The organism is Thalassovita mediterranea, from assembly GCF_001458435.1.
GTDB lineage: Bacteria > Pseudomonadota > Alphaproteobacteria > Rhodobacterales > Rhodobacteraceae > Thalassobius > Thalassobius mediterraneus.
The window spans coordinates 384,169-407,076 of record NZ_CYSF01000007.1 but is presented as its reverse complement, the minus strand read 5'-3'; the positions used below and the strand labels follow the sequence as shown (position 1 = coordinate 407,076).

The following is a 22,908-nucleotide window of genomic DNA, read 5'->3' as shown; positions in this document are numbered from 1 at the left end:
ATTTCATGGCAAACTGCCGCCTCTGTGCTTGAGGACAGGACGCAACACAGGCTAATCTCTGCGTCATGATTAATGCCTTTTCCCGACGTGCCTTTCTCACGTCGCTGGCCGCATTTTCGGCCAGCAGTAGCCTTGCCGCCCCATTGGGGCGCTCCCTGCGCCCTGTTGCACGGCCAAATCTTTCTGGCCCAGAGGCGACAGCCCTACGGTCGCAGTCTCTTGAGGCGCTGCTCAAGCAATCCAAACTCAGCGGTGGGTTCAGCCTTGCAGTTGCGGATCCCAGCAATGGTAAGATCCTTGAGGGACGCAACGCCAATGCCCTGCTCCCGCCCGCCAGTGTGACCAAGGCGGTGACGGCGCTCTATGCGCTGGCGCATCTGGGGGCGAACCACCGTTTTCGCACGCGGGTGATTGCCACTGCACCGATACAAAACGGCGTGTTGAACGGTGACCTGATCCTAGCCGGTGGCGGCGATCCGACGCTGGACACGGATCAACTGGCCCAATTGGCCAAAGCGCTGAAGGCCACGGGCCTGCGCGAAGTGCGCGGGCGCTTTCTGATCTATGCAGGCACCCTGCCCTACCTGCCCCATATTGATGACAGTCAGCCGGATCACGTCGGCTATAACCCCGCAATTTCGGGCCTGTCGCTGAATTTCAACCGTGTGCATTTTGAATGGAAGCGGGCGCAATCCGGCTGGGGCGTGACGATGGACGCACGATCTGACCGCTACCGCCCCGCCGTCACCGTGGCCAAGATGAAAGTGGTGCGCCGTCAGGCCCCCACCTACACCTACGCGCAAAAGGGCACGCAGGACCATTGGACCGTCGCCAGCGCCGCGCTTGGCAAGGGGGGCAGTCGCTGGTTGCCTGTACGCCGCCCCGATCTCTATGCAGCAGAAACATTCCGCACATTGGCGCGCGCGCATGGGATCGTGTTGCCCAAAGAAAAAACAGTCACCCGCTTACCTGCAGGCACCACGCTGGCCAGCGTCCAAAGCGCGCCACTGCGCGACATCCTGCGGGCGATGATGAAATATTCCACCAACCTGACCGCCGAAATGGTCGGGCTGGCGGCATCACAGGCAGCAGGGGGCAATCCCAAGTCGCTGAAAGCATCGGCCAGAATGATGACTGACTGGGCGGACAAACATCTGGCAATGGATGCCGCGCGGTTTGTCGATCATTCCGGCTTGGGTGACGGATCGCGGGTGTCAGCACAGGACATGGTCGCCGCACTGAGTACCCCACTGGCCCAGCGCCACCTGTCGCCTCTGATGAAGCAGATCACCCTGCGCGATGCCCGTGGCAAGCCGGACAAAAAACACCCGCTGCAGGTGATAGCCAAAACCGGCACGCTGAATTTCACTTCGGCCCTAGCGGGCTATGTCACCACACCGGCGGGCCAACACATGGCTTTTGCCATCTTCAGCGCCGACAACAAGCGCCGCAGTCAGCTGAAGAAGAGCGAACGCGAACGCCCCGAAGGCGGCCGCAGCTGGAACAAACGCGCGAAGACCTTACAGCAGGCATTGCTGGAACGCTGGGGCGGGCTGTACGGGCGGTAGGCAGGCGACCCTTGACCAACCGCGCATCGCCATAAATCCGCGATCAGCGCTCCTCTTGCGCGCGATGGGCTGCCAGACCGTCGGCCCAGTCCTTGGACCATGCGCCAAAGGGTTTCAGCAGGACGAACAAGTCTGCGCCCTGGGTGGTCAACTGATACCCCTGATCCCCCCGCGCGACGAGGCCGCTGGCGGTCAATTCTTTGATGCGCCGGTTCAAAATCGTGGGTGACATGTTTTCGCAGGCAGTCTGGATTTGACGGAATGTCAAAGGACCATCTGACAATTGCCAAATAATGCCCAGCGCCCAACTGCGCCCCAACAGGTCAAAGAGCGCCATGATCGGCTTGCCTGTTTTGGACCCCCTTACAGGCTGCCCGGGCACGGGTGTTCTCTCTGCCATTTTTACCATCCTCATCAAAAAGCGATTGCTACACTTTATGTAGCACACTAATGCTACATAAAGTGTAGCGAATCCATAAGGCCCTGTCATGTTCATTCTCCCGGCGTTAGCCGCTGTCGGTGCCTCCTTTGGCTGGGCCACTGGCATCGTTCTGGCCCAATGGCCTGCGCGCCAGTTAGGTGCGTTTGAGTTTACCCGCATTCAGCTGATCGCCTGTTCCGCCCTCTTGTGCGCTGGCGTCACCGCTTTGGGATATTGGCCAAGTGTTGCTTGGGATCACTGGCCGTCCTTTGTGGCCAGCACCGTGATCGGCATCGTTTTGGGAAACCTCGCCATGATCGAATGCCTGCGGCGAGGCGGGCCGCGCCGGACAGAGCTGATATTATCGCTCAAAGCACCGCTGGTGGGGCTGATGGCCTATGTCTGGCTGGGCGAAACACCCAATGCGGCGGACCTGATCGGTGCGATGATCGCACTGATCGGGGTCGGGCTGGCGGTGTTCTTTGGTGGTGATGCACGATCCGACAGCGACAGGGCCACGGGCAGCATCGTCACAGTCATCGCACTGGGCATCGCCGCCACGGCCTGTCAGGGCTTTGGGTTTCTTGTGGTAAAACCCGCAATGCTGGCGGGCACCGATCCGCTTGCGGTCTCGGCTCTCCGCCTGTTGGGGGCAGCGTTCCTGATATCTGTGGTCGCGCTATGGCCCGCCAAGGCGTTCAGACCCGCACGCCCCGTCACCCCGTACCTACTGGGCAGAACCATCCTGCCCGGCGCGATCGGATATGGGGTGTCGTCTACGCTGCTGCTTTATGCGTTCACAATGCTGGATGCAGGGATCGCGGCAGTCCTCGGCTCCCTCTCACCTGTGCTGATTTTGCCGATCCTGTGGATGAAGGAAGGCTTGGTCCCCCACCCGCAAGCGATCATTGGGGCAATGCTGGCGTTGCTGGGTACAGGCGTGGTAGTTTTGACATCGTGAAACTGCCCCGAACCCTAGGCAATACGCAGACACACAAAACCCTGCTCACAACAAGCGGGGTTTCTCATTCACAGCGGTGCCTACCGCACCTCACCCCGAAATATGCCGTGCGCGCGATCCGCGCTCAATCGCGGCGGCGTGCAGGCGGTCGATGTTCAGCTCGTGGCGCATCTCTTCCAGCAGGCGCAGCTCGGACTCGGGGATGTTGCCATCCGCCGCCGCAACGTCACAGGCCAGCGCATAGGCGGTTTCAAACAGATGCTCCGGCAGGTTGGCGCGGATCAGGCCGAACAGGGCGTCGAGGCCCTCTTCTTCAGAGAACAGGTCAAACACAATCCGCGACACATCGCCGATGCGGTCAATGTCATAGGCGCCGAAAATGGGCAGGTGGTTCACGGCGTTCTGGATCTTCACCAGCTCGGCGGTGCGCATATTCGCATCTGCGGCGGAAATCGCGATCATGATCGCAACCAGACAGTCCTGCGGGCTGAGCGGATGGGGGGGCTGTTCACGGGTCATAAATGCTGGCCTTTCCGGGCTTATTTGGGACTGTTCGCAATTGCAGAATATTGACTGACAGCCATTGTCGCAATAGGAAGCGTCGGTCTGTCGCGCATGGGGCGCGAACGGACCCCTGATCTAATGGAGACAGCAGATGTCTGAATTGCGTGACGCCGCATTGAAATCCAAAGCCTGGCCGTTCGAGGAGGCCCGGAAGCTGGTCAAGCGTTACGCAAAGGGCGCACCTGAAAAGGGCTATGTGCTGTTTGAAACTGGCTATGGTCCGTCGGGCCTGCCGCATATCGGCACCTTTGGCGAGGTGGCGCGCACCACGATGATCAAACGCGCCTTTGAGGTGATCAGCGACATTCCTACCAAACTGATCTGTTTTTCCGACGATCTGGACGGGATGCGCAAGGTGCCCGGCAACGTGCCGAACGCCGACAGCCTGCAGGAGCATCTGCAAAAACCGCTGACTTCGGTGCCCGATCCCTTTGGCGAATATGAGAGCTTTGGCCACCACAACAACGCCATGCTGCGCCGGTTCCTGGATACCTTTGGGTTTGAATATGAGTTTTATTCGGCCAAGGAGTTTTACGAATCCGGTCAGTTTGACGAGGTGCTGAAGCGCGCGGTGGAAAAGTATGATGACGTCATGGCCATCATGCTGAAATCCCTGCGCGAAGAACGCGCCGCGACCTATTCCATCTTCCTGCCCATTCACCCTGAAACCGGCCGTGTTCTCTACGTGCCGATGAAAAAGGTCTGCGCGGAAACCTACACCATCACCTTTGATGATGAGGACGGCAAAGAATGGACCGTGCCCGTCACCGGCGGCAACGTGAAGCTGCAGTGGAAGCCAGACTTCGGCGCCCGTTGGGCCGCGCTGGGTGTAGACTTTGAGATGTATGGCAAGGACCACTCGACCAACACGCCGATCTATGACGGCATCTGCCGCGTGCTGGGCCAGCGCGCGCCGGAACACTTCACCTACGAACTGTTTCTGGATGCCAACGGGCAGAAGATCTCCAAAACCTCGGGCAACGGTATCTCGATTGACGAATGGCTGACCTACGCCCCGACCGAGAGCCTCGCCTACTTCATGTATCAAAAGCCCAAAACCGCCAAGCGGATGCATTTTGACGTGATCCCCAAGGCGATGGATGAATACCACCAGCAGCTGCGCGCCTATGCCGGTCAGGACGTGAAAGCACAGCTGAACAACCCCGTGTGGCACATCCATTCCGGTGAGGTTCCAGCCTCGGATATGGTTGTTCCCTTCTCGATGCTTCTGAACCTCGCCTCCGTCGCGGGTGCTGATGACAAGGCGCAGCTCTGGGGCTTCATCCAGCGCTATGCGCCCGATGCCTCGCCCGAGGCAAACCCACAGCTGGATGCCGCGGCGGGTTACGCGGTGCGTTACTACAACGACTTCGTGAAGCCCGAGAAGGTGTTCCGCGCGCCGACCGATCAGGAACGTGCCGCACTGGAAGATCTGAAAGCGGCCTTTGCCTCGGCGGACGTAGCGCTGGAACAGATCGCCAAGAAAAACGCCATGATGGGCAACGAAGATGCGCTGCCAGAGGCGGATTTTGCTGATGGCGATTTCCTGCAATCGGTGGTCTTTGCGGTTGGCAAGAACCACGGGTTTGAAAACCTGCGTGACTGGTTCAAGGCACTTTACGAAGTGCTGCTGGGTCAGTCCCAAGGTCCGCGCTTCGGCTCTTTCGCAGCGCTTTATGGCGCGACAGAGACCGTGGCGCTGATCGATCAGGGCCTGAAGGGCGAGTTGTCGTAAGGCACCCCCACAGATTTGACGAACACTTTGGCGGGCCTACCTGAATATCAGGAGGCCCGCCATGCGTTTGATCCCTGCCCTACTGCTGACCCTGACCCTCGCCCTGCCCCGTCCTGTTTGGGCGGAACCAGAGGCGGTGAAACAGGTGATCCGCGATCAGATCGCCGCCTTTCAGGTGGATGATTTCACCACCGCCTTCGGCTACGCCACGGACAAGATCCAAGGGCTGTTCGGCACGCCGCAGAACTTCGGCCAGATGGTGCAGCGCGGCTATCCGATGGTCTGGCGTCCGACGGCGCTGACCTTCCTGTCCACCAAGGATCATCCCGGTGGCGTTGTCCAAAGCATTGAGGTGCAGGACCGCAAAGGCAGACGTTATGTGCTGGATTATCTGGTACTGGATACAGACGCTGGCTGGCGCATTGATGGCGTCTTTCTGCGCCCGCCTTCAGACGTTGGTGTCTGACGGCGGCGTCTCACCCACGCAACACCCACCGTCACGGTGGGCCAAGATGGCCTTAACCCTTGCCGCCTACATCTGTCCCCCACTTCGCTGAAAAGGGACATCCGATGAACAAGGCAATCACCGACGGCATCACCTTCACCCCCAGCGCGTTCGAGTTTGGGCTGGATCAATGGTCCAGCGGCGACGGCACACCGGGCACCCCCACCTATGACGGCGCGGCCAATGCCGCCTTTGTGCCCGCAGACGCGGATTTTGGCGGCTGTATGGAACTGCTGAAGACCGATGGCACCCAACGGCTGCGCTACATGGGACAAACGCCGCTGGAACCGGGGTGCTATCTGCGCATCACCGCACGGATCAAAGCGATCAGCGGCAACCTGCCCGATGTGCGCATTAGCGCATGGGCAGGGGATGGCAACGGCGCGGCAATCGGCGGTGTGACCACCATCGGCCCCACCACAACGCTGACCCAATATGGCCAGATCGTCACCGTCAGCGCCATTGTCGGGTCAGGCAGCCGCGCCGGCGTTGATATGGTTTGGGGCACGCAGGCCGCCTATGGCCATTTTGGCCTAGACCTCTTGGGCGCCAATGGTGGGGTGGTCCGCATTGATGACCTACAGATCGAAGACATCACCGCCGCCTTTCACCGCGACATGCTGGCCCGCGTGGATGTGCGCGACTATGGCGCGGTGGGTGACGGCAGCACCGATGACAGCGCCGCCTTCACCGCCGCCGATGTCGCCGCGCAGGGGCGTGAGGTGCTGGTGCCCGCAGGCACCTATCATCTGGCCAATTCCGTCACCCTGCACAATCCGGTGCAGTTTCAGGGCAGGCTGACCATGCCGGATGCGGCCATTCTGTCGCTGACCAAGTCCTTTGATTTGCCGACGTACATTGAGGCGTTTGGCGATGAGGTTCTGGCCTTCAAAAAGGCGTTTCAGTCGCTCTTGAACAACGCCGATCACGAAGGGCTGGATCTGGGCGGGCGGCGCATCAACATCTCTGCCCCGATCGACATGGCGGCGGCAGTGCCGAACCGCACGCAATACGCCCAACGCCGCCATATTCGCAACGGGATGTTCTATGTCGAGAACTCCGCCGATTGGGACACGGAAACCGTCACCTCTGCCGCCAGCTACAGCGCGTCGAACAACAAACAGCTGACCAGCGTGGACAATATCGCCAACATCCCCGTCGGTTCCCTGATCACCGGCAGCGGCGTCGGGCGCGAGGTGTATGTGCGCGCCAAGAATGAGGCGACGGGGGTGATCACCCTGTCAGCCCCGCTGTATGACGCGGTGGGGCGACAAAACTTCACCTTCAGCCGGTTCAAATACGTGCTGGATTTCAGCGGCTTTCAGAAGCTGTCCAAATTCTCCATGTCGGATATAGAATTTTTGTGCAACGGCCGCGCCAGCGCGATCCTGCTGCCCTCGGAAGGGTTGATCTTCCATGTGAAGGATTGCTTTTTCACCACGCCCAAGGATCGCGGCATCACCTCACCCGGGGATGGCTGCCAGGGGATGCTCATCGACCGTTGCCAGTTCCTGTCAAACGAGACCGGCGCGCGGGTGCAAGATCGCACGACGGTGGCGCTGAACGCCAATGCCAACGACGTCAAACTGCGCGACAACCGGATCACTCAATTCCGTCACTTCGCCGTCCTTGGCGGCACCTCGTCGATCATCACGGGCAATCACTGGTTTCTGGGCGACAACGAACCCGAAGGCGTGCGTGGGGCGGGCATCGTGCTGACCGCCACCCAAAACCGCGCCACGATCAATGGCAACTACATCGACAACTGTTCGATTGAGTGGAGCAATGAACACGACAGCGCCCCGGATTTTTCGGCTGAATTTTCCTTCTCGGCGCTGAACATCACCGACAACATCTTTCAAACCATCGGCGCGGCGCCGTGGTCACGGTTTATCGTGATCAAGCCGCATGGGCCGGGGCATTTCATCAACGGGCTGACCATCGCGGGCAATATGTTCCGCGCCATTCACGGCAATCTGGACCGGGTGGAGATGGTAGACACCTCATTCGCCGATCTGAACTATGACCGCATCCGTAACGTGCTGGTGCAGGGCAACAGTTTTCAATCGATCACCCAAGGCATCGAAAACCCCGCCCGTATCAGCCATGACCAGAACACGCTGGCGAACCTGTGGACAGTCGACTGCGCTGGCCCGCTGCCCTTTGGCGGTTATGCGCGCAACGTGGATTCGGTGGTTGCGCGGGGCAAGATCGCCAATGCGGCCAATGTTGCGAACTATGATTTCCCCTATGTCTCGACCCAGCAGGGGGCGGCCAACGATCAGGTCACGTTGCGGTTTTCCGAAAATACTGAGGGCAGCGTCAGCCTGCTGGTCAGGATGGACGCCTAGAGGCCCAGATCCGCAGCCGTCAGCGTGTAGGCACGGGCAAAGCCGCCGTTAAGGTAGGCTTTGCCGACCTGAAACAGGGCAAAGCGGAAATCGGGGAAGTCGATGTAAAGCTTCGATTTCGGGTGGCTTTGCAGATAATGCGCCGCCAACTCGTCGCGCCCCGCATCGCCATGACAGACGAAGGTCATATGCCCCATCAAGGTCAAGCGCGGGTGGGTCAGCGGATCACCCTTTTCCCCCGGCTCCCCAACCAAGAGCGAACAGCGGGGATCGTCGGTCAGCGCTTTGGTGTGATGGGCAAGGCCCGAAATCAGCGTGACCGGACGCCCCTCAACCGTGGTGCCCATCGCTACGCGACTGACCAGTGGCAGGCCGGTTTCTGCCTCGTTCACCGCCAATGCGGCAAAACGGGCGTCATCAATCAACTGCCGCGCCAGCGCGCGGGCTTCATCATCGGTGGGTTGGGTCAATTCTGGCATGGCAGAGGTGTAGCCCGCGACATTGGGGCAGGCAAGCATAACTGACAAATTTAGTATGAAATTGCACCATTTCGCCCTGCGTCAAAACACTTGGGGATGCGCAAGCGCTGGTGCTAGGCTGAGGATGGAGGAGGATACCATGCCCAAAATCTCAACCACCAAGGATTTTCAAACCGTTATCACTACCTTTGAAATGACCCCAGGCACCTGTCAGGATCTGATGGAGGCGTTGCAGGATGCCTATGACAGCTTCATCTCCAAACAGCCGGGGTTCATCGCGGCGGGGCTGCATGTGAACGATGCCCAGACACGGATTGCAAACTATTCGCAATGGCGGCGGCGCGAGGATTTTCAGGCCATGTTGCGCACGGACGAAATGCGCAAACGCAACCGCCGGATCGCCGAGTTGTGCAAAGGGTTTGAGCCGGTGATGTATGACGTCGCCAAGACCTACGACTAATGACGCGAGCCGCAGGGATCAAAGCGTCCCCTGCACCCATTGCAGAATGCCCGCTGTGGGCATCGCGCCTGCATTGCGTCCGCGCTCCTTGCCGCCCTTGAAGGTGGCCAGCATCGGGATGCCGCGAATGCCATAGCGGCGACTGGCCTGCGGATGGGCCTCTGTGTTCAGTTTGACCAAACGCGCACGGCCCGACAGCGGCGCAACCGCAGCGGCAAACTGCGGTGTCATCTGGCGGCACGGTCCACACCACGGTGCCCAGAAATCCACAACCAGCGGCACATCGTCATTGCGCGCGGCCTTTTGCAGGGTGGCCAGATCCACCTCCACCGGTTTCTGCGCAAACAGTTTGGTGCCGCAGGTGCCACATTTGGGGCCAGAGGTCAGGCGATCCTCGGGCACGCGGTTCACTTGCCCACAGCTGAGACAGGTCAGTTTTTTGCCAGCCATCTGCGGCCTCCATTCATCGTGCGGCGCTGATATATGTGCGATAGACGCAATAACAAGTGAGCTTTTACATCACTTTCACTTGTCAGAATCCTGAAACCGCCCCATATCTTGGGGGCAACGTTATTGCTTTCGACCTCTGCTCCTATTCAACGGCTCAGTTTTTCGATCTTGCGACTGACGCGCCAAGCTGCCGCACCGACGCGGGCAGCGACTAAATTTTAGGAGACTACGGATGGCTACTGGCACCGTAAAATGGTTCAACACCACCAAAGGCTACGGCTTCATTGCACCTGAAGAGGGCGGCAAAGACATCTTCGTTCACATTTCTGCAGTTGAGCGTTCCGGTCTGACCGGTCTGGCCGACAACCAGAAAGTGACCTACGAGCTGCAAGAAGGTCGTGACGGTCGTGAATCGGCGATCAACCTGGCACTGGTCTAAGACCTAAGCGCAGGACGATGATGAGGCGGGCCTTTCGGGGCCCGTTTTTTGTTGGGTGCACCACGCAAGGGTCGGGCGCGGCCCGGGCTGACGCCCGTGCTCAGTTATTGCGGTCTCATTCCACCAACAGCTTTGCCACCTCTGGCCCCAGCCCTTCGACGATCAGCGCGACACCTTCGGCGTTCGGGTGGATGCCATCGGGCTGAAACAATCCGCGCAACTTGGCCGGATCGTCATCAGGCAACCCAATGAAAAACGACGGCACATAGGCGGTGCCATATTGTGCGGATAGCTCTGGCCAGATCGCGTTGAACGCCGCCTCATACTCTGGCCCATAGTTCCCAGGCGCTGGCATGCCGATCAGCAGCACCTTCAGCCCCGCGCCCTGCACCGCCTGCAAAATCCCATCCATATTGGCGCGCGTCACCTCTGGGGCTGTGCCGCGCAACAGATCGTTGCCGCCGAGCGTCAGGATCATCGCATCGAACGGCTCGGCCAATGTCCAATCAATCCGCGACAGCCCGCCCGCTGTTGTGTCACCGGAAACGCCCGCGTTGGTCACCGCCACATCCAAACCTTCGGCCCGCAGCCATGCCTCCATCTGTGGCACGAACCCATCGCCCTGTGGCAGGCCATAGCCGTGGGTCAGACTGTCGCCGAATGCCAAAAGTTTCAGCGGTTCAGCAGACACAGGCGCGGCCAAGAGCAGCAGCAACAGCGCCAGCACCTTGCCCCGCATCACACCAACCCCATATGACAGAGCAGAGCGTAGTTTCAGATAATTTGACGTCGGGCAGACAAACATGACTTCTCCGGTTCTTTCCCTAACAGATGTGACCTTAACGCTGGATGGCAATGCCGGCCGTGTTGAAATCCTCCACGGCATTTCACTGGATGTCCAGAGCGGGCAGAGCGTGGGCCTGATCGGGCCGTCGGGGTCCGGCAAATCTTCGCTGCTGATGTTGATGGGCGGGCTGGAACAGGCCACCACTGGTCGGGTGCAGGCACTGGGGAAGGATCTGACCGCGATGGATGAGGATCAGCTGGCCCGTTTTCGCCGTGACAGCATGGGGATTGTGTTTCAGTCCTTTCACCTGATCCCGACGATGACCGCACTGGAAAATGTCGCCACGCCACTGGAGCTGGCCGGTCACCGCGATGCCTTTGAGCGCGCGCGGGAGGAGTTGGAGGCGGTGGGTCTGGCGGCGCGTGCCGATCACTACCCCGCCCAGATGTCGGGCGGTGAACAACAGCGTGTTGCACTGGCGCGGGCCGCGGCGCCACGGCCCAAGATCCTGCTGGCGGATGAACCCACTGGCAATCTGGATGGCACCAATGGCGCGGCGATTATGGATCTGTTGTTTGGGCTGCGGGATCGGCACGGATCAACCCTGATCCTAGTGACCCACGCCGATGATCTGGCGGCGCGCTGTGATCGGGTGATCGGGTTGCGCGATGGGCGCATTGTCAATGAGCGCGGCCCCGCCGCCGCAGATGCCGGAGAGGTTGCATGACCCTCGCCCTATCTGGACGCATCGCGCGGCGTGAATTGCGCGGGGGCCTACGCGGGTTCCGCATCTTTCTGGCCTGTCTGGCCTTGGGCGTTGCGGCGATCGCAGGTGTTGGATCGGTTAGGTCGGGGATCGAGGCGGGATTGGCCGCCGAAGGGGCCGCCATCCTAGGCGGCGACGCGGAGATGGAGTTTACCTATCGCTTCGCTGATCCAGAGGAACGGGCGTGGATGGAGGACACCGCGCTGGCGGTGTCGGAAATCGCCGATTTCCGGTCTATGGCGGTGCGGGGTGACACCCGCGCGTTGACGCAGGTGAAGGCTGTTGATGACGCCTATCCGCTGGTGGGCAATGTGGTCCTGGCGCCCGATATGCCACTGGCAGAGGCACTGGCGGGTCGCGACGATCTACCGGGCGCAGTTATGGCGCCGATCCTGATTGCGCAGATGGAGCTGGCGATGGGCGACACCTTTCGCCTTGGCACGCAGGACTTTGTGCTGATGGCGGCGCTGGAAAATGAACCGGACAGCGCAGGCGACAGCTTCGCCCTTGGCCCGCGTACATTGGTGTTGCGCGAGGCATTGGAAACCTCGGGCCTGTTGGCGTCGGGGACGCTGTTTTCGTCGAAATACCGGCTGGCCTTGCCAGAGGGCACAGCCCTCGCCCCATTGGAAACAGAGGCGAAAGAGCGATTTGAGAACAGCGGTCTGCGTTGGCGCGATGCGCGTAATGGCGCGCCGGGGATTGCCAGCTTTGTCGAACGGCTGGGCGCCTTTTTGATCCTTGTCGGCCTGTCCGGTCTGGCGGTGGGCGGCGTTGGGGTGTCTGCTGCCGTGCGCGCTTATCTGGCGGGCAAGACCGGCGTGATCGCCACCCTGCGCAGTCTGGGCGCGGATCGGCGCACGGTGTTTCAGGTCTATTTCATCCAGATCGGGGTTTTATCCGTGATTGGCATTGCGCTGGGGCTGCTATTGGGTGGGTTGATCCCCGTCCTCCTTGGCCCGGTGATTGCCGCGCAGCTGCCGGTTCCGGCGCAGTTTTCGATCTACCCCGAACCGCTGATCGAGGCGGCGATTTACGGCGCACTGACGGCGCTGATCTTTACCCTCTGGCCGCTGGCCCGCACCGGAGAGGTCCGCGCCGCCACCCTGTTTCGCGATGCAATGGCGGGGGCAAAACTGCTGCCGCCGCTGCCCTTTGTGGCAATCACGCTGGCATTGGCGGCGGCACTGGTGGGCGTTGCGGTGGCCTTTTCCGGCACGGTCACCCTAACACTCTGGACCGCTGGCGGCGTGATCATCTCGCTCGCGATCCTTGCCATTGCCGCGCTGATCCTGCGCTGGCTGGCACGCCGTGCGGCACCGTTTAGCCGCGGCCGCCCTGCCCTACGCTGGGCGCTGTCGGCCATCGGCAGCGTGCGGGATGAGGCAACGCCTGTTGTGCTATCGCTGGGCCTTGGCCTGGCAGTGCTGGCCGCGGTCGGTCAGATCGACGGCAACCTGCGCAACGCGATCCAGCAGGACCTGCCGGATAAGGCGCCTTCATTCTTCTTCGTCGATATCCAACGGGGCCAGATCGACGGTTTTCTTAATCGCCTAGACACCGACACCCAAGTCAGCCGTCATGAACACGCGCCGATGCTGCGCGGGGTGATCACCCAGATCAACGGCCGTCCGGCGGCGGAAACCGCAGGCGATCACTGGGTGCTAAGCGGTGATCGCGGTGTCACCTACGCTGGTGCCCTGCCCGAAACCACCACGATCACCGCAGGCGAATGGTGGGGGACGGATTACGCAGGCACACCACAGATCAGCTTTGCCGATGAAGAAGCCGAAGAGATGGGGCTGAAGCTGGGCGATGAGATGACGGTCAACATTCTAGGCCGCGACATCACCGGCACCGTCACCTCCTTCCGCGCGGTGGATTTTTCCACCGCAGGCATGGGCTTTGTGCTGGCAATGAATGAGGCCGCGCTAAAGGGCGCACCGCATAGTTTTATCGCCACCGTCTATGCAGACGAGGCGGCAGAACCTGCGATCCTGCGTGACCAGACCACCACCTACCCCAACATCACCGCGATCCGCGTGCGCGATGCCATCGACCGCGTGACGGCATTGATGGAGGGCATCGCCAACGCCACCCGCTGGGGCGCGGCGGCGACATTGCTGACTGGCTTCCTTGTGCTGATCGGCGCGGCGGCGGCGGGCGCACCCGCGCGGGCCTATGAGGCGGCGGTGCTGAAAACGCTGGGCGCCACGCGGGGGCGTATCCTGCTGAGTTTCGCCCTACGCTCCGCCCTCTTGGGCGGCGGCGCGGCGCTGGTGGCCTTGGGCGCAGGTGTACTTGGCGGCTGGGCCGTCATGACCTTTGTGATGGAGAGCGACTTTGTGGTGATCTGGTCCTCTGCCCTTGCCATTGTGGCGGGCGGGGTGCTGGCCACCTTGTTGGCGGGGATCGGGTTTGCCTGGCGCGCGCTGGCGATAAAGCCGGTTGCGACCCTGCGGGCCAAGGAATAACGCCAGATGTCTTGCGCCTGACATATGCCCGTGGCACCTCTACAGGCAAAGGATAGGGAACCCGATATGACACTGACCCAAGCGCAGCAGGATCTGTTGATCGAAACCGTTCGCAGCGCCGCAAAGGCCGAAATTCTGCCGCGATTTCGCAACCTTGCCGCCAGTGACATTCGGTCCAAGACCAAGCCCGATGATCTGGTTACAGAGGCCGATCTGGCTGCTGAGGCACGGATCACCGCCGCCCTGCGCGACGCCTTTCCGGATGCGATGATTTTGGGGGAGGAAGCCGCCAGCGCCGACCCCACCCTGCGCGCGCAAGCGGCAGAGGCGGAGCTGGCGCTGATCATTGATCCCGTCGACGGCACATGGAATTTCGCCAACGGTCTGGCGACCTTCGGCGTTATTCTGGCGGCGACCCGTTTTGGTGTTCCGATATTCGGGATGTTGTACGATGTGGTGATGGATGACTGGGTTCTGGCCGCAGGCGATGGAACGGTGATGGCCACGCCGGATCAGCCTGCCCGTGCGCTGGCCACCGCGCCAGTGAAACCGCTGGAACATCTCACCGGTTTCATCCACCTCTATCTGATGGAAAAATCCGTGCAGGGGCAAATGGCGGCGGCGCTGCCGCGGTTCAACCGCACCTTCATGCTGCGCTGTTCGTGTCACGAATACCGCCTGCTGGCCCAAGGCGCAGTGGATTTCTGCCTGTCCGGCATGCTGAACCCGTGGGATCATGCGGCGGGGGTGCATGCGGTGACACAGGCCGGCGGTGTGGCGCGGATGATTGACGGGCGTGACTATCACACCGGCATCACCACCGGCTATCTGCTGACAGCCGCCAGCGAAGAGGTTTGGCAAACCGTGGCGGCAGAGCTGCCGTTCCTGCGCCGCGCGTGAGCGCCGAACAGCGTCGGCGGTGCTGATTTTCAGGACAGATGCGCGCTGCTTGCACTCAGCAGTTGACGGAATCGCGCGCCCGCGCTGACGGTGCATTCCGCGTGGTTTGGCACCGTAACCACCTTGGGATCCAATGCCCGTTTGGCATTTTTGCTCATGCGGGCGACCAACTGTTTCTGTTGCTGACCTGCGGGGATTTTACGGGCCACGGCACCGGGGGTGCTGCGGATTGCCAGATCAGGGAACAATGTCAGCAGTTCCTGACGCGCGGCGTCGGGCAGACGCGCCAGTGCTTCGGGACCAGTGTAAAGGGTTTCACTGGGGCAGCCTTCGGCGAAAATCACCTGATGACGATCCAGGGCGACGTTGACGTATGTAACACTGTCCACGCCTTGATCCACGTAGATGCCCGGCAGTTCCGTCAAGCGAATGGCGGCGATGAGCACCTCACCCTCCCCAAACATGCGCGCCGCGACGGGGGAGGCAACCAGCATACGGTGATGCGGTGACACCAGAAGATCGCGTTTCGGCAATCCCTGCCCAAGGGCACCTGCGGTAATCCGCACTGGGCGCAATTCGGGATGACGGTCCAGATCGTCACGGCTGAGATAGCGTTTCAGCACCACGCGGACCTGCGCAACCTCACCAGACCACAGGCGCAAACGATGCCCCTTTTGCAGCTGTTCGACCCGCTCGTCGCCAGTTTCGGTGCGGATCAAGGTGCCATCGGTAAAACAGGCAATCAGCCCATCCTCATAGGCCAGCATACCTGCGGTTTCATCAATTTCGATCTGTGGCTGTGTCAGCCCCTGCGTCCGTTCCGATTGCGTCACAACCAGCCTTTCCCCTTTAGTTCACCTAAACAGGTGTATGTCCCGACGCTTAATATCCCCCTTCTCCGCGGCGGGAATATGGATCAAATAAGACATAACTTAGAACGAGTTGTGAGCGAGCGAGGGACGTAACCATAACAGGCAGACACCCCACATAGAAAACGCCCCCGCATGACACAGGGGCGTTTCAGGTTTTCAGTTATCCGCGATGGATGATCTGGCTCTTACTCCGCCGCTTCGGCGTAATCCTCCATCGGGGGGCAGATGCAGACCAGATTGCGGTCGCCGTGGGCGTTGTCTACGCGGTTGACCGGTGGCCAGTATTTGTCGACGCGGAAGGCACCCGCAGGGTAGCAGCCCTGTTCGCGGCTATAGGGCCGGTTCCAGTCACCCACCAGATCCTCGACCGTGTGCGGCGCGCGTTTCAACGGGTTATTTTCCGCGTCCATCTCGCCCTTTTCCACGGCCTCAATCTCTGCCCGAATGGACAGCATGGCGTCGCAGAAACGGTCCAGCTCTGCCTTGGTTTCCGACTCTGTCGGCTCTACCATCAGGGTGCCTGCGACGGGGAAACTCATGGTTGGGGCGTGGAAGCCGTTGTCGATCAGACGCTTGGCGATATCATCAACGCTGATGCCAGCACTGTCGGCAAAGGGGCGGGTATCAAGGATACATTCATGCGCCACGCGGCCTGTCGGCCCTTTGTAAAGCACGTCAAAGGCACCCTCTAACCGTTTGGCGATGTAGTTCGCCGACAGGATCGCCACACGGGTTGCCTGTGTCAGACCCGTATCCCCCATCATCAAGCAGTAGGCCCAAGAGATCGCCAAGATCGACGCCGACCCATAGGGCGCGGCCGACACCGGCCCCTCTTCACCGCCCACCTCTGGGTGGCCAGGCAGATGTGGGATCAGGTGCGATTTCACCCCGATGGGGCCCATGCCGGGGCCGCCGCCACCGTGCGGGATGGCGAAGGTTTTGTGCAGGTTCAGGTGGCTAACGTCGCCCCCCAGATCACCGGGGCGGCTGAGGCCCACCATGGCGTTCATATTCGCGCCGTCGATATAGACCTGACCGCCGTGATCATGGGTGATCTGGCAAACCTCTTTCACCGTTTCCTCAAACACGCCGTGGGTCGAGGGATAGGTGATCATACAACCGGCAAGGTTTTCGCCGTGCTTCTCTGCCTTGGCGCGGAAATCGTCCAGATCAATATCCCCGTTTTCCAGCGAGGCGACAGGCACCACTTTCCAGCCCACCATCTGTGCAGACGCTGGGTTGGTACCATGGGCCGACATCGGGATCAGGCAGACATTGCGGTGCCCCTGCCCCTTGGCGCGGTGATAGGCGGCGATGGTCAACAGACCCGCATATTCCCCCTGCGCGCCCGAGTTCGGCTGCATGGAGAATCCGTCATAGCCACAAATCTCGCACAGTTTGTCGGTGAGGTCCGACATCATCTCTGCATAGCCCGCCGCCTGATCCAGCGGCACATAGGGGTGCAGGTCCGACAGTTCCGGCCAGCTGATCGGCATCATTTCTGCCGCCGCGTTCAGTTTCATCGTACAAGATCCCAGCGGGATCATCGCCCGGTCCAGCGCCAGATCACGATCCGCCAGACGACGCATGTAGCGCATCATTTCCGTTTCGGCGCGGTTCATGTGGAAAATGGGATGGGTCAGGATATCCGACCCACGCAGCGCGTGATCGGGCAGACGCCATTCACCGGGCTGATCATCCTTGCGTGCAATGCCAAAGGCACGCCAGACCGCTTCGATCGTTTCGGGGACCACGGCTTCGTCAATGGTAATGCCCACCTTGGTGGTGCCAACGGGGCGCAGGTTAATGCCCTCATCCACCGCCGATTTCAGCACCGCCTGTTGCAACGGACCGACCTCAACCGTCACGGTGTCGAAGAAGTTTTCAGGCTCAACCGCGAACCCTGCTTCTTCCAGACCTTTGACCAGACGCACTGTTTTGCGATGGATTTTCTGCGCGATGGCTTTCAGCCCGTTGGGACCGTGGAACACCGCATACATCGACGCCATCACCGCCAGAAGCGCCTGCGCGGTGCAGACGTTCGACGTCGCCTTTTCGCGGCGGATGTGCTGTTCGCGGGTTTGCAGCGCCAGACGGTAGGCACGGTTGCCACGCGCATCAATCGACACGCCCACCAGACGGCCGGGCATGGAGCGTTTGAAATTGTCGCGACACGCCATATAGGCCGCGTGCGGACCACCATAGCCCAGCGGCACGCCGAAGCGTTGGGTCGAACCAACGGCGATATCTGCCCCCATTGCGCCCGGTTCTTTCAGCAGCACCAGCGCCATCGGGTCAGCAATCACAATGCCCACGCCCTTGTTTTCATGCAACGCGGTCATTTCCGCGGTGAAGTCGCGCACATGGCCATAGGTGCCGGGGTATTGGAAAATCGCGCCAAAGACGGCGGTGGCATCCAGATCATCGGGCGCGCCAACGATCACCTCAATCCCCAGAGGCGCTGCGCGGGTCTTCATCACAGCGATGTTCTGCGGGTGGCAGTTTTCGTCAACGAAGAAGGCCTTGGATTTCGATTTCGACACCCGTTCGGCCATGGTCATCGCCTCTGCCGCCGCCGTCGCCTCATCCAAGAGGGAGGCGTTGGCGATCTCCAGCCCTGTCAGGTCCGAGATCATCGTTTGGTAGTTCAACAGCGCCTCGAGGCGGCCCTGCGAAATCTCTGGCTGATAGGGGGTGTAGGCGGTGTACCATGCGGGGTTTTCCAGAATGTTGCGCTGGATTGCGGGCGGGGTCACGGTGCCATGATAGCCCATGCCGATGAGGCTGGTCAGAACCTTGTTCTTGCCCGCCACTTCTTTCATCCGCGCCAGCATTTGACGTTCAGACAGCGCCTTGCCGAAGCCCAGCGGTTCCGCCTGACGGATCAGGGCAGGCACGGTGTCATCAATCAGCGCCTCTAGGCTGTCGGCGCCCACGGTTTGCAGCATGTCGGCCATTTCATCCGGCGACGGGCCGATGTGGCGGCGGTTGGCAAAATCGTAGGGCAAATAGTCGGTTGGCTGGAAGGGCATATCAACCTCTCTTGAGTTTTGGACCGCTTGGCCTCGACCAAAAAAGACAGCCAGCGATACCGTATTTCAGTTCCCAGAGGGCAGCGCCCGAGCCTGGGAGGGTGCAAAGCGCCCTCCCGTGGGGAGGGTCGGGCGCTGCCCGGCTGCGCCGGGCCAACGCATCATTTAAAGGTCTTGCTAGACTCTGGCCTTACTCAACCAGCGCCTTGTAGGCGGCTTCGTCCATGTAGTCGTCAATCACCGACGCATCAGCGACCTTCACCTTGAAGAACCACGCCGCGCCCAGCGGGTCTTCGTTCACCTTGCCCGGCTCATCCTCTAGGGCGCTGTTTACTTCGACAATCTCGCCATCCACCGGTGCTTCGATGTCGGACGCCGCCTTGACGGATTCGATCACCACGACCTCATCGCCTTTTTCCACTTCGGTGCCCACCTCGGGCAGTTCAACGAACACAACATCGCCCAGCGAGGTCGAGGCGTGTTCGGTGATGCCAACGGTGATGATGTTGCCATCTGCGATCAGCCATTCGTGGTCTTCGGTAAATTTCATCTCTGGATCCTTCCCTGCGTCGATCTGGATTTTGTTGGTTAACGTTTGAAATTCGCGGCCACGAAGGGCAGCGCGACAACTTCGACGGCCAGACGCTTGCCGCGCACATCGCCGTAAAGAACTGTTCCGGGGGCGGCATGGGCGGTCGGCACATAGCCCATCGCTACGGGTCCACCGACCGTGGGGCCAAACCCGCCAGAGGTGACATGGCCGATCTGATCGCCCCCATCCTCACCGGCATCATCGCTGGCAAACAGCGCCACGCCATCGCGCATCGGGGCGCGGGTTTGCGGTTTCAGGCCGACGCGCACGCGGTCGGTGCCGCTGTCCAGCTCGGTCAAGATACGGTCAGCACCGGGGAAACCACCGGCGCGGGCACCGCCAGTGCGGCGCACCTTTTGAATGCCCCAGGTCAGCGCAGCCTCGACCGGGCTGGTGCCTGCATCAATGTCATTGCCGTATAGGCACAGCCCCGCCTCCAACCGCAGGCTGTCACGGGCGCCAAGACCGATGGGCAGCACGCGCTCATCCGCCAGAAGCGCCCGCGCAAAAGCATCCGCCGCCTCATTCGGGACAGAGATTTCATAGCCGTCCTCACCGGTGTAGCCCGAGCGGGAGATCCAGCATTCCGCGCCGTTCAGATCCAGAACCGCCACATCCATGAATGTCATATCTGCTACCGCAGGGTTGAGTGTGGCCAGCACCGCCTCTGCCTCTGGCCCCTGAAGCGCCAGCAAAGCGCGATCTTCGATCACCTCAACCGCAACGCCATCGGGCAGACCGTTTTGCAGCAGTGCGATGTCCTGATCCTTGCAGGCCGCGTTGACCACCACAAAGATGTGGTCGCCGCGGTTGGCAAACATCAGATCATCCAGAATGCCGCCCTGATCATTGGTGAAAAATCCATAGCGCTGACGCCCCTCTGCCAGACCGGCGACATTCACGGGGATCAGCGTTTCCAACGCCAGCGCCGCCTCTTCGTACGACTCGCCGCGCAGGATCACCTGCCCCATATGCGACACATCAAACAGACCGGCGGCGGCGCGGGTGTGCTGGTGTTCCTTCATCACGCCGGCGGGGTATTGCACCGGCATGTCATAGCCGGCAAAGGGCACCATCTTGCCGCCCAGTTCACGATGCAGCGCGTCCAGCGTCAGGGATTTCAGATCAGACATTACGCCTCCCGGTTTTGTTCATTTCCGGCAGGTATTTTGAAAAGTCCCCGTCCGGCATCATGACGGCGCAGGTGTCTGCGCCACGATGCCCCCTCTGTCACGGTGCCTGAGATCGTTATCCCTTCGGCGGGCGCATTTGGCGCCACTCTCCAGAGTTGTCAGTTCTGATCGGTCCTTTTGGCCTGAGAGATTCCGGGGCGGTTGCTCCTTCGGCACTGGTAAAACCAGTTCTCCCGATCAGGTGACTGAATCAGTATCCGACTGCATGCAACAGAACAAGACACTTAATGCGACTCTTTTCGATTTAAGAGCGACACATTGCCGGACTTAGGATCTCCAGCAGGCGATCATTGCCGCAGACCAGCGCATCCAACGTCACTTCATCAAGGTGTGCAAAAAACGCCTCTGCCGCATCCGCGAGTGCAAGCCGCAGACGGCACGCCTCTGTCAGCGGGCAGGTGTTATCAACGTCAGCAAAACACTCTGCCAGCGGCACGGATGCCTCTAGCGAACGGAACACATCACCGATGCGAATATCCGGCGCGGGGCGTCCCAGTTCGATGCCCCCATTGCGGCCACGCTGCGTGCGCAGATAGCCCAGTTGACCCAATTTATTGATCACCTGCGCCAGATGGTTTTCCGAGGCGTTGCACCTGTCGGCGATTTCCGCTTTGGTCACCAGACGGTCATCATTGGCCGCGCAAAACATCAGAATGCGGATGGCGATGTTGGTTCGTTTGGTCACGCGCATGGGGTCTATCCTCACAAGAATGTGCGCTCTACCTTGCCTGTCCGGCCCGCATGAGGGATTGATGTGGATCAAGAGTAGAGGTTTTCCTGCATGAAAGATGCATTTTTCTTTGGCTATGGGTCGCTGGTGAACCGAGAGACCCATATTTACGACAACGCCCACCGCGCCCGGGTGACGGGGTGGCGACGCCTATGGCGGCATACGGCGCTGCGGCCCGTGGCATTTCTAACGGCCGTGCCAGATGCGAGATCTGCGATTGACGGGCTGATCGCAGGCGTGCCGGGCAATGACTGGGCGGCACTGGATGAACGGGAATATGCCTATGACCGTGTGGCGCTGCGCGATCAGCTGGATCACCCACTGCCAGAGACGCCACAAACCGCCATTTATACCATCCCCGCAGATAAACACGCCCAGCCTGACCGCCTGCATCCTGTCTTGCTGAGTTATCTGGACGTGGTTGTACAGGGATACCTGAACGAGTTTGGAGAAGAGGGTGCGCAAGCGTTCTTTGCTACAACGGATGGGTGGGATAGCCCGATTTTGGATGATCGCGCGGCGCCTTACTATCCACGTCACCAAACCCTCAGCCTTGCGGAGCGCAATCTGGTAGGCCGCCTGCTGGATGACGTACGCGCCGAGCGCGTGCAACATAGCGCCGCTGAAAAAGCCCAATTTGAAGCATTGATGAACCAGCCGCTGAAATCATCCTGATATACCGATAGTGCACGGCACGTTTTGAGAGATAATAATAGGTCAGGCCTAAACGGGCCCGACCGATGCAGATCCCACCATCCGGTATCTGCAGAACAGATTGCCCACCTACCTGAAGCCCCAACCAATCACCCCGCGCGGGTAGAACTGGTTACTGCACACCAGCAGCGTCGAGAAAAATCGTTAAAATAAGATTAATTTTGGCGGCATCTTAGGCCGACCAAGCGATTTTTCCCCGAAGAATCGTAAACAATCCGGCGTTTTCGCCCTGATTATAGGGCCATTTCAGGCCAAACCCCTCCTAAAGAGAGTGCCAACCATCCCTTTTAACGGGATTAAACAGCGCAACTCCCCGCCGTTCTACATACTGAGTAAAACGATCCAACGCTGCCGCTCAGGATTGTTTGAGTTTGTAACGTTTCACGAGGGCTTTTGAATAATGACACAGATCGGACACATCGAGAAAGCTCTTGAAGGGGGAACTATGAATACCAAGCTGAAGACCGTATCGCAGATTATCCGCAAACGCCGCCTGTTCTGCGTATCGCCCGACGACATGGCGCGTCAGGCCTGTAAGGTAATGACAAACCGCAAAGTTGGTGCGCTGCCCGTCATTGATGACAACGGCACGCTGGTTGGCGTGATTTCCGAGCGTGACATCGTGCGCCGTTGCATCGGTGGCAAGCGCCGCACCGTTCGTACCCCGATCCGTGATGTGATGACCCCGGACCCCATCGTCGCAAAATCCGACGACACCATCGTCGTCGCAATTGCCGTGATGATGCAGAACAACATTCGCCACCTGCCCGTTGTAGAAAACGGCGTGGTCACCGGCATGATTTCCATCCGCGAAGTCATCACCGAGCTGTCGACCATGGCGATCAAAAACTTCGGCATGGGTGGTCTGGCCACAGACACCGAACTGCGCATCGCAGAACGCGTCTCGATCTAACG

General features: G+C 60.4%; 22 protein-coding genes and 2 riboswitches. Of the genes, 12 read left to right on the top strand and 10 right to left on the bottom strand.

Features of this window, described 5'->3' with window-relative positions:
• Window positions 1–65 precede the first annotated feature (65 nt).
• Window positions 66–1,568 (top strand): D-alanyl-D-alanine carboxypeptidase/D-alanyl-D-alanine endopeptidase, encoded by a 1,503-nt coding sequence (gene dacB / locus TM5383_RS09430; protein ID WP_058318767.1) that lies wholly within the window; start codon window positions 66–68, stop codon window positions 1,566–1,568.
• Window positions 1,569–1,611: 43 nt separating this feature from the next.
• On the opposite strand, the gene TM5383_RS09425 is transcribed toward dacB, so the two are convergent.
• A complete protein-coding gene (locus tag TM5383_RS09425) occupies window positions 1,612–1,968 on the bottom strand; it encodes a winged helix-turn-helix transcriptional regulator (protein WP_058318766.1) in 357 nt (118 codons plus the stop codon).
• An 88-nt stretch (window positions 1,969–2,056) separates the two neighbouring features.
• On the opposite strand from TM5383_RS09425, the gene TM5383_RS09420 reads away from it, so the two are divergent.
• The gene (locus TM5383_RS09420; RefSeq protein WP_058318765.1) at window positions 2,057–2,950 is read left to right on the top strand and encodes a DMT family transporter; all 894 of its coding nucleotides are present in this window, start codon (window positions 2,057–2,059) and stop codon (window positions 2,948–2,950) included.
• A gap of 90 nt (window positions 2,951–3,040) precedes the next feature.
• Here TM5383_RS09420 and TM5383_RS09415 read toward each other — a convergent pair whose 3' ends face one another.
• Window positions 3,041–3,469 carry a tellurite resistance TerB family protein gene (locus tag TM5383_RS09415; protein ID WP_058318764.1) on the bottom strand — a complete coding sequence of 143 codons (429 nt, stop codon included), beginning with the start codon at window positions 3,467–3,469 and terminating at the stop codon, window positions 3,041–3,043.
• 136 nt (window positions 3,470–3,605) lie between these two features.
• Between TM5383_RS09415 and TM5383_RS09410 the strand changes: the two genes are divergently transcribed.
• The 3 genes from TM5383_RS09410 to TM5383_RS09400 all read left to right on the top strand — a co-directional run bounded on the left by TM5383_RS09410 (window position 3,606) and on the right by TM5383_RS09400 (window position 8,105).
• Window positions 3,606–5,249: a lysine--tRNA ligase gene (locus TM5383_RS09410; protein ID WP_058318763.1), complete on the top strand. Its 1,644-nt coding sequence runs from the start codon at window positions 3,606–3,608 to the stop codon at window positions 5,247–5,249.
• Window positions 5,250–5,310: 61 nt separating this feature from the next.
• A complete protein-coding gene (locus TM5383_RS09405) occupies window positions 5,311–5,715 on the top strand; it encodes a DUF4864 domain-containing protein (protein ID WP_058318762.1) in 405 nt (134 codons plus the stop codon).
• 104 nt (window positions 5,716–5,819) lie between these two features.
• Entirely contained in the window at window positions 5,820–8,105 is a 2,286-nt protein-coding gene (locus tag TM5383_RS09400) for a glycosyl hydrolase family 28-related protein (protein ID WP_058318761.1), read from the top strand.
• Here the strand turns inward: TM5383_RS09400 and TM5383_RS09395 are convergent.
• Window positions 8,102–8,623, bottom strand: coding sequence for a HugZ family pyridoxamine 5'-phosphate oxidase (locus TM5383_RS09395; protein ID WP_231725111.1), 522 nt, complete (start codon window positions 8,621–8,623; stop codon window positions 8,102–8,104). The two genes, TM5383_RS09400 and TM5383_RS09395, sit on opposite strands and share 4 nt — an antisense overlap.
• Before the next feature lie 100 nt (window positions 8,624–8,723).
• On the opposite strand from TM5383_RS09395, the gene TM5383_RS09390 reads away from it, so the two are divergent.
• Window positions 8,724–9,044 carry an antibiotic biosynthesis monooxygenase family protein gene (locus TM5383_RS09390; protein ID WP_058318760.1) on the top strand — a complete coding sequence of 107 codons (321 nt, stop codon included), beginning with the start codon at window positions 8,724–8,726 and terminating at the stop codon, window positions 9,042–9,044.
• 18 nt (window positions 9,045–9,062) lie between these two features.
• Here the strand turns inward: TM5383_RS09390 and trxC are convergent, their stop codons facing one another.
• Entirely contained in the window at window positions 9,063–9,494 is a 432-nt protein-coding gene (gene trxC / locus TM5383_RS09385; RefSeq protein WP_058318759.1) for a thioredoxin TrxC, read from the bottom strand.
• 232 nt (window positions 9,495–9,726) lie between these two features.
• Between trxC and TM5383_RS09380 the strand changes: the two genes are divergently transcribed.
• Window positions 9,727–9,933 (top strand): cold-shock protein, encoded by a 207-nt coding sequence (locus TM5383_RS09380; protein ID WP_058318758.1) that lies wholly within the window; start codon window positions 9,727–9,729, stop codon window positions 9,931–9,933.
• A 115-nt stretch (window positions 9,934–10,048) separates the two neighbouring features.
• Here the strand turns inward: TM5383_RS09380 and TM5383_RS09375 are convergent, their stop codons facing one another.
• Window positions 10,049–10,672, bottom strand: coding sequence for an arylesterase (locus TM5383_RS09375; RefSeq protein ID WP_058318873.1), 624 nt, complete (start codon window positions 10,670–10,672; stop codon window positions 10,049–10,051).
• A gap of 64 nt (window positions 10,673–10,736) precedes the next feature.
• Here TM5383_RS09375 and TM5383_RS09370 point away from each other — a divergent pair, with 64 nt between their 5' ends.
• The 3 genes from TM5383_RS09370 to TM5383_RS09360 all read left to right on the top strand — a co-directional run bounded on the left by TM5383_RS09370 (window position 10,737) and on the right by TM5383_RS09360 (window position 14,860).
• Window positions 10,737–11,447 carry an ABC transporter ATP-binding protein gene (locus TM5383_RS09370; protein ID WP_058318757.1) on the top strand — a complete coding sequence of 237 codons (711 nt, stop codon included), beginning with the start codon at window positions 10,737–10,739 and terminating at the stop codon, window positions 11,445–11,447.
• Window positions 11,444–13,960 (top strand): ABC transporter permease, encoded by a 2,517-nt coding sequence (locus tag TM5383_RS09365; RefSeq protein ID WP_058318756.1) that lies wholly within the window; start codon window positions 11,444–11,446, stop codon window positions 13,958–13,960. Before TM5383_RS09370 ends, TM5383_RS09365 begins: the two co-directional genes overlap by 4 nt.
• Window positions 13,961–14,026: 66 nt before the next feature.
• Complete coding sequence (locus TM5383_RS09360; protein WP_058318755.1) at window positions 14,027–14,860, top strand: inositol monophosphatase family protein; 834 nt, start codon at window positions 14,027–14,029, stop codon at window positions 14,858–14,860.
• Between the two features lie 29 nt (window positions 14,861–14,889).
• On the opposite strand, the gene TM5383_RS09355 is transcribed toward TM5383_RS09360, so the two are convergent.
• The 5 genes from TM5383_RS09355 to TM5383_RS09335 all read right to left on the bottom strand — a co-directional run bounded on the left by TM5383_RS09355 (window position 14,890) and on the right by TM5383_RS09335 (window position 21,240).
• Complete coding sequence (locus tag TM5383_RS09355; protein ID WP_058318754.1) at window positions 14,890–15,693, bottom strand: Hint domain-containing protein; 804 nt, start codon at window positions 15,691–15,693, stop codon at window positions 14,890–14,892.
• A 224-nt stretch (window positions 15,694–15,917) separates the two neighbouring features.
• Window positions 15,918–18,764, bottom strand: coding sequence for an aminomethyl-transferring glycine dehydrogenase (gene gcvP, locus TM5383_RS09350; protein ID WP_058318753.1), 2,847 nt, complete (start codon window positions 18,762–18,764; stop codon window positions 15,918–15,920).
• Window positions 18,765–18,954: 190 nt separating this feature from the next.
• Complete coding sequence (gene gcvH / locus TM5383_RS09345; RefSeq protein ID WP_058318752.1) at window positions 18,955–19,314, bottom strand: glycine cleavage system protein GcvH; 360 nt, start codon at window positions 19,312–19,314, stop codon at window positions 18,955–18,957.
• 38 nt (window positions 19,315–19,352) lie between these two features.
• Window positions 19,353–20,489 (bottom strand): glycine cleavage system aminomethyltransferase GcvT, encoded by a 1,137-nt coding sequence (gcvT, locus tag TM5383_RS09340; protein WP_058318751.1) that lies wholly within the window; start codon window positions 20,487–20,489, stop codon window positions 19,353–19,355.
• A gap of 84 nt (window positions 20,490–20,573) precedes the next feature.
• A riboswitch (glycine riboswitch) is annotated at window positions 20,574–20,648 on the bottom strand.
• Window positions 20,649–20,735, bottom strand: a riboswitch (glycine riboswitch). It lies immediately after the preceding riboswitch.
• 58 nt (window positions 20,736–20,793) lie between these two features.
• Entirely contained in the window at window positions 20,794–21,240 is a 447-nt protein-coding gene (locus TM5383_RS09335) for an RrF2 family transcriptional regulator (RefSeq protein ID WP_058318750.1), read from the bottom strand.
• Window positions 21,241–21,330: 90 nt separating this feature from the next.
• Between TM5383_RS09335 and TM5383_RS09330 the strand changes: the two genes are divergently transcribed.
• Together TM5383_RS09330 and TM5383_RS09325 are read left to right on the top strand one after the other, a co-directional pair.
• On the top strand, window positions 21,331–21,954 hold the full coding sequence (locus TM5383_RS09330) for a gamma-glutamylcyclotransferase family protein (RefSeq protein WP_058318749.1): 624 nt from the start codon (window positions 21,331–21,333) through the stop codon (window positions 21,952–21,954).
• Window positions 21,955–22,438: 484 nt separating this feature from the next.
• Entirely contained in the window at window positions 22,439–22,906 is a 468-nt protein-coding gene (locus TM5383_RS09325) for a CBS domain-containing protein (RefSeq protein ID WP_058318748.1), read from the top strand.
• The last annotated feature ends 2 nt before the right edge of the window (window positions 22,907–22,908 follow it).

Excerpts from the sequence above, each read along its gene's own strand:
- dacB (WP_058318767.1), top strand. The coding sequence starts at position 66 with ATGATTAATGCCTTTTCCCGACGTGCCTTTCTCACGTCGCTGGCCGCA.
- gcvH (WP_058318752.1), bottom strand. The coding sequence starts at position 19,314 with ATGAAATTTACCGAAGACCACGAATGGCTGATCGCAGATGGCAACATC.
- TM5383_RS09370 (WP_058318757.1), top strand. The coding sequence starts at position 10,737 with ATGACTTCTCCGGTTCTTTCCCTAACAGATGTGACCTTAACGCTGGAT.
- gcvP (WP_058318753.1), bottom strand. The coding sequence starts at position 18,764 with ATGCCCTTCCAGCCAACCGACTATTTGCCCTACGATTTTGCCAACCGC.
- gcvT (WP_058318751.1), bottom strand. The coding sequence starts at position 20,489 with ATGTCTGATCTGAAATCCCTGACGCTGGACGCGCTGCATCGTGAACTG.
- TM5383_RS09390 (WP_058318760.1), top strand. The coding sequence starts at position 8,724 with ATGCCCAAAATCTCAACCACCAAGGATTTTCAAACCGTTATCACTACC.
- TM5383_RS09420 (WP_058318765.1), top strand. The coding sequence starts at position 2,057 with ATGTTCATTCTCCCGGCGTTAGCCGCTGTCGGTGCCTCCTTTGGCTGG.
- TM5383_RS09375 (WP_058318873.1), bottom strand. The coding sequence starts at position 10,672 with ATGCGGGGCAAGGTGCTGGCGCTGTTGCTGCTGCTCTTGGCCGCGCCT.
- TM5383_RS09330 (WP_058318749.1), top strand. The coding sequence starts at position 21,331 with ATGAAAGATGCATTTTTCTTTGGCTATGGGTCGCTGGTGAACCGAGAG.
- trxC (WP_058318759.1), bottom strand. The coding sequence starts at position 9,494 with ATGGCTGGCAAAAAACTGACCTGTCTCAGCTGTGGGCAAGTGAACCGC.
- TM5383_RS09405 (WP_058318762.1), top strand. The coding sequence starts at position 5,311 with ATGCGTTTGATCCCTGCCCTACTGCTGACCCTGACCCTCGCCCTGCCC.
- TM5383_RS09425 (WP_058318766.1), bottom strand. The coding sequence starts at position 1,968 with ATGGCAGAGAGAACACCCGTGCCCGGGCAGCCTGTAAGGGGGTCCAAA.
- TM5383_RS09415 (WP_058318764.1), bottom strand. The coding sequence starts at position 3,469 with ATGACCCGTGAACAGCCCCCCCATCCGCTCAGCCCGCAGGACTGTCTG.
- TM5383_RS09380 (WP_058318758.1), top strand. The coding sequence starts at position 9,727 with ATGGCTACTGGCACCGTAAAATGGTTCAACACCACCAAAGGCTACGGC.
- TM5383_RS09335 (WP_058318750.1), bottom strand. The coding sequence starts at position 21,240 with ATGCGCGTGACCAAACGAACCAACATCGCCATCCGCATTCTGATGTTT.
- TM5383_RS09395 (WP_231725111.1), bottom strand. The coding sequence starts at position 8,623 with ATGCTTGCCTGCCCCAATGTCGCGGGCTACACCTCTGCCATGCCAGAA.
- TM5383_RS09360 (WP_058318755.1), top strand. The coding sequence starts at position 14,027 with ATGACACTGACCCAAGCGCAGCAGGATCTGTTGATCGAAACCGTTCGC.
- TM5383_RS09400 (WP_058318761.1), top strand. The coding sequence starts at position 5,820 with ATGAACAAGGCAATCACCGACGGCATCACCTTCACCCCCAGCGCGTTC.
- TM5383_RS09325 (WP_058318748.1), top strand. The coding sequence starts at position 22,439 with ATGAATACCAAGCTGAAGACCGTATCGCAGATTATCCGCAAACGCCGC.
- TM5383_RS09410 (WP_058318763.1), top strand. The coding sequence starts at position 3,606 with ATGTCTGAATTGCGTGACGCCGCATTGAAATCCAAAGCCTGGCCGTTC.
- TM5383_RS09365 (WP_058318756.1), top strand. The coding sequence starts at position 11,444 with ATGACCCTCGCCCTATCTGGACGCATCGCGCGGCGTGAATTGCGCGGG.